The organism is Pseudomonas sp. UBT (assembly GCF_050915955.1).
GTDB classification, from domain to species: Bacteria; Pseudomonadota; Gammaproteobacteria; order Pseudomonadales; family Pseudomonadaceae; genus Aquipseudomonas; species Aquipseudomonas antarctica_A.
In genome coordinates, this window is sequence record NZ_CP168079.1 from 1,581,626 (window position 1) to 1,592,724 (window position 11,099).

The following is an 11,099-nucleotide window of genomic DNA, read 5'->3' on the forward strand; positions in this document are numbered from 1 at the left end:
TTGTCAGACCGCGTCTCTAGGCAGCATCAGGCCAAGCGGCAACCGCACCCGCGCCTCCAGGCCACCCTCTTCCCGGTTGCGCAACTCAACATTGCCGCCATGCATCGAAGCAATCCGACGCACAATCGCCAACCCCAACCCCGTACCTTTACCACCCCGGGCACGGTCGCCACGGGTGAACGGGTTGAAAATACCTTCCAGTTCCGCGGGGTCGATACCCGTACCTCGGTCCATCACACTCAACACCACATAAGGCGCGGTGCTGTCGCCGGACACATACGCGGCCACTTCGACATCCGAACCTGCGTGATGCAAAGCGTTGCCGATCAAGTTGTTCAGCAGACGCTTCATGGATATGCGACGCAACGCAAACGGCTGGATCGGCTCCAGGCGCATGCGCACCTGCTCGCCGTTCTGGTTGTAGGGCGCCACCACTTCACGCACCAGTTCAGTCAGGTCGACCTCTTCGACCACCTCATCACGGCCATCACGGATAAACGCGAGGAACTGGTCAAGAATCGCGTCCATGTCCTCGATATCGCGCACCATGTCATCGGTCAGGTCGGAATGATTGCCCATCAACTCCAGGGACAGGCGCAAGCGCGTCAGCGGTGTGCGCAGGTCATGGGACACACCCGCCAGCATCAGCTCGCGTTCGCGACCGGCCTGTTCGACATCTTCCGCCATCTGATTGAAGGCGCCGTACACCTCGGTCATCTCACTGGGCGTGTCGCTGATCGGCAGGCGCACGCTACGCCCTTGTCCCAGTTGGCGGGCGGCAAATACCAGGCGTTTGAGGGGTTGGTTGAGCTGGCGCACAAAAATCCACGCGGACGCCGTTGAAAGCAAGCCGATCGCCAGGAACCAGCCCAGCACGTTCCAGATCTTCTGCCCTCGCAGCGGATGCGGGTACAGCGGCACTTTCAGCCAATCCTGCCCCAGGCTTGGCGCACGCACCCATAACGCGGGTGACACATGCATACGCAGCCGCACCTCGGTGTCTTCACCCAGTTCGGCCTGCATCTGGCGTTGGTAAATCTCACTGTAAGGCCAATGCTGCTCGCCTTCCGGCACACCTGCTCCGGCGACGCGAACCAGGGTGGCAGCTTTGGCGATCTTCTCGCGGTTCTCGGGGTCGGCAGCCCAATAGGCGCGCAGTGTCAGGGCAACACCGTGGCTGTATTGTCGATCGACCAGCACGTCTTCGTTCATCAACAGATAAACCAGCGTCAGCGCCTTGGAAAACAGAACGACGATCAGCACCAGCCAAAGGGTGCGGGAAAAGAAACTTTGCGGGAACCACAGCGGGGTTTTCATAGGAGACAGCTAGACACCTTGCAAGAACGAGCGGCGCTCGCAGAATTGCAGACGCCGGGCATCCCGTCGACCCTCATGGAGTCAATCGCCAGGATGCCCGCCCCTGCAAATCATCGGTCACTTGGTTGCAGTGCCATCCGGCACAAACACATAACCCACGCCCCACACCGTCTGGATGTACCGCGGCTTGGACGGGTCCGGCTCGATCATTCGGCGCAGACGGGAGATCTGCACGTCGATGGAGCGCTCCAGGGCGTCCCATTCCCGGCCACGGGCCAGGTTCATCAGCTTGTCGCGCGTCAGCGGCTGGCGAGCATTCATCACCAGGGCCTTGAGCACAGCGAATTCGCCGGTGGTGAGCATGTGCACTTCTTCGCCACGCTTGAGCTCACGGGTCGCCAGCGACAGTTCGTAGTCGCCAAAAGTGACGCTTTCGTCTTCGCTGCCCGGCGCACCCGGAACCGGAGCTGCCTGGCGACGGAGTACGGCTTTGACCCGGGCCATCAACTCATCAGGGTTGAACGGCTTGGCCAGGTAGTCATCAGCACCCAGTTCAAGGCCCTTGATGCGGCTCAGCTCATCGCCCTTGGCGGTAAGCATGATGATTGGAATCTGGTTGTTCGCGCCGCGCAGGCGTTTGCAGGCGGTGAGGCCGTCTTCGCCGGGCAACATCAGGTCGAGCACGACCAGATTGAATACTTCGCGCCCCAACAGGCGGTCCATCTGCTCGGTATTCGGCACCGCGCGTGCACGGTAGCCCTTGGAGTTGAAAAAACGCTCCAGCAGGCTGCTCAGCCCCGGATCGTCGTCAACGATGAGAATTTTTTCGCCTTCAGCAGTTTGTGCAGTGCTGCTCATTAGATGCTCCTCTTATCTCGGCGCGCATTATGGCGTAGCTGCCGTTATACGCACCGTGTGCATTGTTAGCAGATTTTTCCTCCACCGCCAGCGAACCCGCGTCCTACAACCACTGGCGCAGTACCCCCCAAGGGCAGAACGCTGGTTATAATGCGGCGCCTTCGTGCAGGGCACTGTCAGACTTTACTGTTTACTGCCTCAGCAGTTTTTTCAGCGGCGGGCAGCAATTTCCCGATTTCGCGGGTCAATAGGCAGCCTATCGACCCAGGCAGCGGCGCCGGTAGGGCCGCTCAACCAGCCTCGCAACGCCTTGTTTTCCGGGCCTGCGAGCTGCTTTCAGAATTTCAGGTGGTTTTATGGACAGCATCAACAGCCGCATTGCCGAGGAACTCGGTGTACGCCCACAACAGGTCGAAGCGGCCGTCGCTCTACTGGATGAAGGCTCCACGGTGCCTTTCATCGCCCGCTACCGTAAAGAAGTGACCGGCAGCCTCGACGACATCCAATTGCGTCACCTGGAAGAGCGCCTGCGTTACCTGCGAGAACTCGACGAACGGCGCATCAGCATCCTCGCCAGCATCGAGGAGCAAGGCAAGTTGACGCCGCAATTGGAACGCGACATCAAGCTCGCCGACACCAAGACTCGCCTCGAAGACCTTTACCTGCCGTACAAACAGAAACGCCGCACCAAGGGCCAGATCGCCCTGGAAGCCGGCCTGGGCGACCTGGCTGACGGCCTGTTCAACGACCCGTCGCTGACCCCGGAAACCGAAGCCGCGCGCTTTATCGACGCCGAAAAAGGTGTCGCCGACGTCAAGGCTGCCCTCGAAGGCGCCAAATATATCCTCATGGAGCGTTTCGCCGAAAACGCCAGCCTGCTGGAAAAACTGCGTTCCTACCTCAAGCAGGAAGCCATCCTCAGCGCCCGCGTCATCGCCGGCAAAGAGGAAGAAGGCGCCAAGTTCCGCGATTACTTCGAACACGATGAACCGCTGAAAAGTATGCCGTCCCACCGTGCACTCGCCATTTTCCGTGGTCGCAACGAAGGCATTCTCAGTTCCGCGCTGAAAGTCGGCGACGAGCTGCCGGGCACCATGCACCCGTGCGAAGGCATGATCGGTCAACAATTCGGCATCCAGAATCAGAACCGTCCTGCGGACAAGTGGCTCGGTGAAGTCGTGCGCTGGACCTGGAAGGTCAAGCTCTACACCCACCTGGAAACCGACCTGCTCGGCGAGCTGCGCGACGGCGCCGAAACCGAGGCGATCAACGTCTTCGCCCACAACCTGCACGACCTGCTGCTGGCCGCGCCAGCCGGCCCGCGCGCCACACTGGGCCTCGACCCGGGCCTGCGCACCGGTTGCAAGGTTGCCGTGGTCGACGCCACGGGCAAGCTGCTGGACCACGCCACCGTGTACCCGCATGTGCCGCACAACAAGTGGGACCAGACCCTGGCGATCCTGGCCGCGCTGTGCGCCAAGCACGCCGTGGACCTGATCGCCATCGGCAACGGCACCGCCAGCCGTGAAACCGACAAGCTGGCCGCCGAACTGATCAAAAAATACCCAGCCATGAAGATGACCAAAGTCATGGTCTCCGAGGCCGGCGCTTCGGTGTACTCGGCCTCGGAGCTGGCCTCCAAGGAATTCCCGGACCTCGACGTATCGATCCGTGGCGCGGTTTCCATTGCTCGCCGCCTGCAAGACCCGCTGGCCGAGTTGGTGAAAATCGACCCTAAATCCATTGGTGTCGGCCAATACCAGCACGACGTGTCGCAGCTGAAACTGGCACGCGGCCTGGATGCGGTGGTGGAAGACTGCGTAAACGCCGTGGGCGTGGACGTGAACACTGCCTCCGTGGCGCTGCTGGCGCGCATCTCCGGCCTCAACACCACCCTGGCGCAGAACATCGTTACCCACCGCGACGAGAATGGCGCGTTCAAAACCCGTGCGGCACTGAAAAAAGTCGCACGCCTAGGTGAAAAAACCTTTGAACAGGCCGCTGGCTTCCTACGCGTGATGAACGGCGATAACCCGCTGGATGCCTCCGCAGTTCACCCGGAAGCCTACCCGCTGGTGCAGCGCATTGCCGCCGAGACCGACCGCGACATCCGCTCGCTGATCGGCGACGCCGCGTTCCTCAAGCGCCTGGACCCGAAGAAGTACACCGACGAAACCTTCGGCGTGCCGACCATCACCGACATTCTGCAAGAGCTGGAAAAACCAGGCCGCGACCCGCGTCCCGGGTTCAAGACGGCCGAGTTCCAGGACGGCGTCGAAGACCTCAAGGACTTGCAACTGGGCATGATCCTCGAAGGTGTGGTGACCAACGTGACCAACTTCGGTGCCTTTGTGGACATCGGCGTGCATCAGGACGGTTTGGTGCATATCTCTGCGCTTTCGGAGAAGTTCATCAAGGACCCTCGCGAAGCGGTGAAAGCCGGTGACGTGGTGAAGGTCAAGGTCATGGAAGTCGATATCCCACGCAAACGCGTCGGCCTGTCGATGCGCATGAGCGACACCCCCGGCGAGAAAATCGACGGCGCCCGTGGTGCACGCCCAGGCTCGGCGCCGCGCCCGTCGCAGAATAACGCGCCGCGCAAGGAAACCGCCACGGCCGCGCCGAGCAACAACGCCATGGCGTCACTTTTCGCCAATGCCAAGCAGTTGAAGAAACGTTGATGGAAATTCCAGCCGGTTTGACCCAGAGCGCCTTCAGCGAGCTGATCGGCTGCCGCCTGCAACGCCTTGAAGAAGGCGTTGCCGAGGTGGCCCTGACCCTGGAGCCGCACCTGCGCAACCGCGCGGGCAAGCTCCATGGCGGGGCGATTTTCAGTTTGGTCGATATCACCATGGGGCTGGCCTGCTCCAGTTCCCATGGTTTCGACCAGCAGAGTGCAACCATCGAGTGCAAAATCAACTACATACGCGCCGTGTCTGACGGCGACGTGCTGTGCACCAGCCGGGTGATTCACGCCGGTCGACGCACGTTGGTGGTCGAGGCGGACGTGTACCAGGAGGACAAACTGGTCGCAAAAGCACAAGGCACCTTCGCTGTCCTCTAGCTCCCCGCCCTCGATTTGAGTTAATTTCGGCGCTGCGACAACAGCGTCGGAATTTTCTTGCTGCGCTATAGCCCAATTCATGGAGTGAAGTAGGCTTTTTCAAAGCGGGTCAAATCGACTCAAAACCAGGCGATAACGCCAGTTTTAACTTCACCCTTGTAGACCGTCCTGCCCACCCCCATATTGGGGCGACTGACGCGTGAAGGAATCCAACTTGAGCGAACTTCTCAACCGCCGCCTGGCCTTGCTCGGCAAGCGCGAACACCTCTCCCTGCTAGAGCAGTGCTTGCACGGCATCGAGCGCGAATGCCTGCGCGTCACGGATGAGGGTCGCCTGGCACAAACGCCGCACCCTGAAGCCCTGGGCGCTGCGTTGACCAACGAATTGATCACCACCGACTACTCGGAATCGCTGCTGGAGTTCATCACTCCCGCCCTGCCCAACCCGGCCGATACCCTGAGCAGCCTGGACAAGATCCATCGTTTTGCCTACAGCAAACTCGGCAACGAGTACCTGTGGAGCCCTTCGATGCCGTGCCCGTTGCCGGCCGAGGAAGATATTCCGATTGCCTACTACGGCACCTCGAATATCGGACAACTCAAGTACGTGTACCGCAAGGGCCTGGCCCTGCGTTACGGCAAGACCATGCAGTGCATCGCCGGCATTCACTACAACTTTTCCCTGCCGGAACAGTTGTGGCCGTTGCTCAAGGAGACTGAAGGTTTCGTCGGCACCGACCGCGACTACCAGTCCACCGCGTATATCGCGCTGATCCGTAACTTCCGTCGCTACAGCTGGCTGTTGATGTACCTGTTTGGTGCCTCACCGGCACTGGACGCCGGCTTCCTGCGCGGTCGCTCGCACCAGCTGGAGGCGTTGGACGCCGACACGCTGTACCTGCCCTACGCCACCAGCCTGCGCATGAGCGACCTGGGTTACCAGAGCAACGCCCAGGCGGGCCTGACGCCGTGCTACAACGATCTGAGCAGCTACACCGACAGCCTGCGTGAAGCGGTGGCAACGCCCTACGCACCTTACGTCGAAGTCGGCACCCATAAGGACGGTGAGTGGGTTCAGCTCAACACCAACATCCTGCAGATCGAAAACGAGTACTACTCCAACATTCGCCCCAAGCGCGTGACCTACACTGGCGAACGGCCGATCCAGGCGCTGATGGCCCGTGGCATTCAGTACATCGAAGTGCGTTGCCTGGACATCAACCCGTTCCTGCCGATGGGTATCGACCTGCCGGAATCGCGCTTCCTCGACGCGTTCCTGCTGTACTGCGCGTTGAACGACAGCCCGCTGTTCGCCAACAACGAGTGCGGCAATGCCACCTCCAACTTCCTCAGTGTGGTCAAGGAAGGTCGCCGCCCAGGCCTGCAGTTGCAGCGTCAGGGCCAGCCCGTGGACATGAAGGAATGGGCCACGGAGCTGCTGGAGCAGATTGCGCCGTTGGCCGCGTTGCTTGACGAAAGCCACGGTATCCAGGAACACAGCCAGGCACTGGACGCTCAGTTGGCGAAGGTCAAAGACCCTTCTCTGACGCCATCGGCCCAGGTGCTGGCGGCGATGGCCGAGCGCAAAGAGAGTTTTGCGCAGTTCTCCCTGCACCAAAGCGAGGTGCATGCCGAGTACTTCCGTAAAGAGCCGTTGCCGGCTGCAGAGCAGGCACGTTTTGAGGAACTGGCGCGCACGTCGCTGGCGCAACAGGCGGAACTGGAGCAGAACGAAGTGGGCGACTTTGATGTGTTTGTCGGGTCGTACCAGGCGAGCATCCTGGCGATCAGCAACTAAAAAGCCGAGCTCAATCCCTCATGGGAATGGGCTTTATGTGGGAGGGGGCTTGCTCCCGATAGCGGATTATCAGTCATCTATCATTGACTGGCCTACCGCCATCGGGAGCAAGCCCCCTCCCGCATTTGCCCGCTTTTGACTGAAGAGCGTCTTTCACCTTTCTCCTCATAAGCTAATTCGAAAATGTTATTTATTTTCGGATTCTTAGATCATTTAGTCTCCTCACTCGCCGACCCTCGGCCGCCTGATTGAGGAGCTTCCCCTTGAAACTGCATTTCCCTCTCCGCCTCCTGGCGGCGTTGTCCCTGGCCGGTGCCAGCCTGTTTGCACAGGCGGCGGATGTGACCATCGCTTACCAGACCACCGTGGACCCGGCCAAAGTCGCCCAGGCCGACGGCGCGTATGAAAAAGCCACCCATGCCAAGATCGACTGGCGCAAATTCGACAATGGCGCCGACATCATCGCCGCCATCGCCTCCGGCGACGTGCAGATCGGTTACCTCGGTTCCAGCCCGCTGACCGCTGCCGTCACCCGCAAAGTACCGGTGGAAACCTTCCTCGTGGCCACCCAGATCGGCGGCGCCGAAGCCCTGGTGGCGCGTAATGGTTCGGGGATCAACAGCCCGCAGGACCTGGTCGGTAAAAAAATCGCCGTGCCGTTCGTATCCACCGGCCACTACAGTCTGTTGGCCGCGCTGAAGCACTGGAACATCGACCCGTCGAAAGTCACGATCCTCAACCTCGCGCCACCGGCGATCATCGCCGCCTGGAAGCGCGGTGATATCGACGCGACCTACGTTTGGGACCCCGCCCTGGGCGTGGCAAAGGAAAACGGCAAGGTGCTGATCACCTCCGGCGAATTGGCCAAGTTCGGCGCGCCGACCTTCGATGCGTGGATCGTGCGTAAAGACTTCGCCGAGAAACACCCGGAAATCGTCAGCGCCTTCGCCAAAGTCACGTTGGATGCCTACGCCGCGTATCGCAAAGACCCACAAGCCTGGCTCGCCGACACAGGCAACGTCGACAAACTGGTGAAGCTCTCCGGCGCCAAGGCCAGCGATATCCCGCTGCTGCTGCAAGGCAACGTTTACCCGCTGGCCGCTGACCAGGTGACGCTGCTGGGCGCACCGACCACCAAAGCGGTGACCGATACCGCCGCGTTCCTCAAGGAACAAGGCAAGGTCGACGCCGTGCTGCCGGACTACGCGCCTTACATCAGCGCCAAGTTCATCACTCACTGATTCGGGAGTTCATTGCGATGGCCTTGCTACAACTGGAGCGCATCAGCGCACAGTACCCAGGCGCCACAGAACCGGTACTGTCTGACATCTCACTCGACCTTGGGCCTCAGCAATTGCTGGTGGCTCTCGGGCCGTCCGGCAGTGGCAAGACCTCGCTGTTGAACCTGATTGCCGGTTTCGTCGAACCTTCTGCCGGGCGCATCACCCTCGATGGCGTGCCAGTCAAAGGCCCCAGCGCCGAACGTGGCGTGGTGTTCCAGGACGACGCCCTGCTGCCGTGGCAGGACGTGCTGGCCAACGTTGGCTTCGGTCTCGAACTGGCCGGCGTACCCAAGGCGCAACGTGAAGTGCGCGCGCGGGAAATGCTCGCCCTGGTCGACCTCGCCGGTTTCGACAGCCGCCGCATCTGGCAACTCTCCGGCGGCCAGAAGCAGCGTGTGGGCCTGGCCCGCGCCCTGGCGGCCGACCCTCGCGTGTTGCTGATGGATGAACCCTTCGGCGCGCTGGATGCCTTCACGCGCGAACAGATGCAGGAGTTGCTGCTGCAAGTCTGGCGGCGCACGGCCAAACCGGTATTCCTGATTACTCACGACATCGAAGAAGCGGTCTTTCTCGCCACCGATTTGATCCTGTTGGCGCCCAACCCGGGCCAGATCGTCGAACGCCTGCACCTGGACTTCGGCCAACGCTACGCCGCCGGTGAATCGGCCCGGGCGATCAAGTCCGACCCGCGCTTTATCGAAACCCGTGAGCACGTGCTGGGCAAAGTGTTCTCCCAACGGCAGGTGTCCGCATGAGCAGCTACGAACTCCCCGCCACGGCCGCCAAGCCCGTGGCTCACGCGGTTATCCCGGTACGCCGCCGCCTGAGCACGCGTTGGATCAGTGTGCTGACGCTGGTCGCCTTGCTGGCGATCTGGTGGGCCGTGACCGCTACCGGTTTGATCGAACCCTTGTTCCTGCCACCACCGTCTGCCGTGCTGCAAAAAGGCTGGCTGCTGGCGACCACGGGCTACATGGACTCCACATTGTGGCAGCACCTGGGCGCGAGCTTGAGCCGTATCGGCCTGGGCCTGGGCTTTGCGGTGCTGACTGCCGTGCCGGTCGGCATTGCCATCGGCTCCAACCGTATTGCCCGCGGCATTCTCGACCCGTTGATCGAGTTCTACCGGCCGATTCCGCCGTTGGCCTACTTGCCGTTGATTGTGATCTGGTGCGGCATCGGCGAACTGTCCAAGGTGCTGCTGATTTACCTGGCGATCTTCGCGCCCATCGCCATCGCCACCGCGACCGGCGTGCGCACGGTCGACCCGGCCAAGCTGCGTGCCGCGCAGTCGTTGGGCGCGACCCGTGCCCAGTTGATTCGCCATGTGATCCTGCCGAGCGCCCTGCCCGACATCCTCACCGGTGTGCGCATCGGCCTGGGTGTGGGCTGGTCGACGCTGGTCGCCGCCGAGCTGATCGCCGCCACCAGCGGCCTGGGCTTTATGGTGCAGTCGGCGGCACAGTTTCTGGTCACTGACGTGGTGGTGCTGGGGATTCTGGTGATCGCCTTGATCGCCTTCGCCATGGAAATGGGCCTGCGTGCCCTGCAACGCAAATGGGTGCCTTGGCATGGCCAGGCACACTGAGTGAGAACAGCATGAGCAGCCTGACCGTTACCCCATTAAGCACCGCCCTGGGCGCCCAGATCAGTGGCGTCGATATCACCCAGCCGCTGAATATTGAACAGCGCAACGCCATCGAACAGGCGTTGCTTACCCACTCGGTGCTGTTCTTCCGCGACCAAGCCATCACGCCGCAGCAACAGGCACGCTTCGCGGCCAATTTTGGTGACCTGCATATTCACCCGATCTACCCCAACGTGCCGGAACAGCCCGAAGTGCTGATCCTCGACACCGCGGTGACCGATGTGCGTGATAACGCCGTGTGGCATACCGACGTGACCTTCCTGCCCACCCCTGCCCTCGGTGCGGTGCTCAGCGCCAAGCTGCTGCCGGCGTTTGGCGGCGACACGTTGTGGGCCAGTGGCATTGCGGCGTACGAGGCGTTGTCGGCACCGCTCAAGCGCCTGCTCGATGGCCTGACGGCCACTCACGATTTCACTAAATCCTTCCCGCTGGAACGCTTTGGCAATACGGCTGAAGACTTGGCGCGCTGGGAAGAAACCCGCAAGAAGAACCCGCCGCTGTCGCACCCGGTGGTGCGTACACACCCGGTGAGCGGGCGTAAGTCGCTGTTTGTCAGTGATGGATTTACCACCCGGATCAACGAGCTGGAACCGGCGGAAAGCGAGGCGATTTTGAAACTGCTGTTCGCCCACGCAACACGGCCGGAATTCACCATTCGGTGGCGCTGGCAGGAGAATGACGTGGCCTTCTGGGATAACCGCGTGACCCAGCATTACGCGGTGGATGACTACCGGCCGCAGCGGCGGGTGATGCATCGGGCGACGATTCTGGGCGATGTGCCGTTCTAAGCCAAGCACGCCATCAGCATCACTGAAGATCAAAATGTGTGGGCTGGCTTGCCTGCGATAGCGTCGGGTCAGCCAACACATTCATCGACTGACACACCGCCATCGCGGGCAAGCCCGGCTCCCACAGGAACCGCGCACACCGGATGATTTCGCCCCACAGAAGATCAAAAATGTGGGAGCTGGTTTACCTGCGATAGCGCCGGGTCAGCCAATACATTCATCGACTGACACACCGCCATCGCGGGCAAGCCCGGCTCCCACAGGAACCGCGCACGCCGGCTGATTTCGCCCCACAGAAGATCAAAAATGTGGGAGCTGGTTTACCTGCGATAGCGCCGGGTCA

9 protein-coding genes are annotated in these 11,099 nt (G+C 61.3%); 7 read left to right on the forward strand and 2 right to left on the reverse strand.

Annotated elements, in window-relative coordinates:
- Window positions 1–3 precede the first annotated feature (3 nt).
- Both ACDZ94_RS07265 and ompR read right to left on the reverse strand, forming a co-directional pair.
- Window positions 4–1,317, reverse strand: a complete 1,314-nt coding sequence (locus tag ACDZ94_RS07265; RefSeq protein ID WP_064450192.1) for an ATP-binding protein — start codon at window positions 1,315–1,317, stop codon at window positions 4–6.
- Window positions 1,318–1,434: 117 nt separating this feature from the next.
- Window positions 1,435–2,175 (reverse strand): osmolarity response regulator transcription factor OmpR, encoded by a 741-nt coding sequence (gene ompR, locus ACDZ94_RS07270; protein WP_053255745.1) that lies wholly within the window; start codon window positions 2,173–2,175, stop codon window positions 1,435–1,437.
- A gap of 356 nt (window positions 2,176–2,531) precedes the next feature.
- Between ompR and ACDZ94_RS07275 the strand changes: the two genes are divergently transcribed.
- The 7 genes from ACDZ94_RS07275 (at window position 2,532) to tauD (ending at window position 10,756) form a co-directional block, all read left to right on the forward strand.
- Window positions 2,532–4,856, forward strand: a complete 2,325-nt coding sequence (locus ACDZ94_RS07275) for a Tex family protein (RefSeq protein WP_221293652.1) — start codon at window positions 2,532–2,534, stop codon at window positions 4,854–4,856.
- Complete coding sequence (locus ACDZ94_RS07280; RefSeq protein ID WP_064450190.1) at window positions 4,856–5,239, forward strand: PaaI family thioesterase; 384 nt, start codon at window positions 4,856–4,858, stop codon at window positions 5,237–5,239. The genes ACDZ94_RS07275 and ACDZ94_RS07280 overlap by 1 nt, the downstream gene beginning before the upstream one ends.
- A gap of 214 nt (window positions 5,240–5,453) precedes the next feature.
- Window positions 5,454–7,037, forward strand: a complete 1,584-nt coding sequence (gene gshA, locus ACDZ94_RS07285; RefSeq protein ID WP_432751259.1) for a glutamate--cysteine ligase — start codon at window positions 5,454–5,456, stop codon at window positions 7,035–7,037.
- Window positions 7,038–7,300: 263 nt separating this feature from the next.
- Window positions 7,301–8,278, forward strand: a complete 978-nt coding sequence (gene tauA, locus ACDZ94_RS07290) for a taurine ABC transporter substrate-binding protein (RefSeq protein WP_064450188.1) — start codon at window positions 7,301–7,303, stop codon at window positions 8,276–8,278.
- A gap of 17 nt (window positions 8,279–8,295) precedes the next feature.
- Window positions 8,296–9,075: a taurine ABC transporter ATP-binding subunit gene (gene tauB, locus ACDZ94_RS07295; RefSeq protein ID WP_064450187.1), complete on the forward strand. Its 780-nt coding sequence runs from the start codon at window positions 8,296–8,298 to the stop codon at window positions 9,073–9,075.
- Entirely contained in the window at window positions 9,072–9,908 is an 837-nt protein-coding gene (gene tauC, locus ACDZ94_RS07300) for a taurine ABC transporter permease TauC (protein ID WP_432751260.1), read from the forward strand. Before tauB ends, tauC begins: the two co-directional genes overlap by 4 nt.
- An 11-nt stretch (window positions 9,909–9,919) precedes the next feature.
- Window positions 9,920–10,756, forward strand: a complete 837-nt coding sequence (gene tauD / locus ACDZ94_RS07305) for a taurine dioxygenase (RefSeq protein ID WP_407015955.1) — start codon at window positions 9,920–9,922, stop codon at window positions 10,754–10,756.
- Window positions 10,757–11,099: the final 343 nt, after the last annotated feature.

Excerpts from the sequence above, each read along its gene's own strand:
- ompR (WP_053255745.1), bottom strand. The coding sequence starts at position 2,175 with ATGAGCAGCACTGCACAAACTGCTGAAGGCGAAAAAATTCTCATCGTT.
- ACDZ94_RS07280 (WP_064450190.1), top strand. The coding sequence starts at position 4,856 with ATGGAAATTCCAGCCGGTTTGACCCAGAGCGCCTTCAGCGAGCTGATC.
- ACDZ94_RS07275 (WP_221293652.1), top strand. The coding sequence starts at position 2,532 with ATGGACAGCATCAACAGCCGCATTGCCGAGGAACTCGGTGTACGCCCA.
- tauB (WP_064450187.1), top strand. The coding sequence starts at position 8,296 with ATGGCCTTGCTACAACTGGAGCGCATCAGCGCACAGTACCCAGGCGCC.
- tauD (WP_407015955.1), top strand. The coding sequence starts at position 9,920 with ATGAGCAGCCTGACCGTTACCCCATTAAGCACCGCCCTGGGCGCCCAG.
- ACDZ94_RS07265 (WP_064450192.1), bottom strand. The coding sequence starts at position 1,317 with ATGAAAACCCCGCTGTGGTTCCCGCAAAGTTTCTTTTCCCGCACCCTT.
- tauC (WP_432751260.1), top strand. The coding sequence starts at position 9,072 with ATGAGCAGCTACGAACTCCCCGCCACGGCCGCCAAGCCCGTGGCTCAC.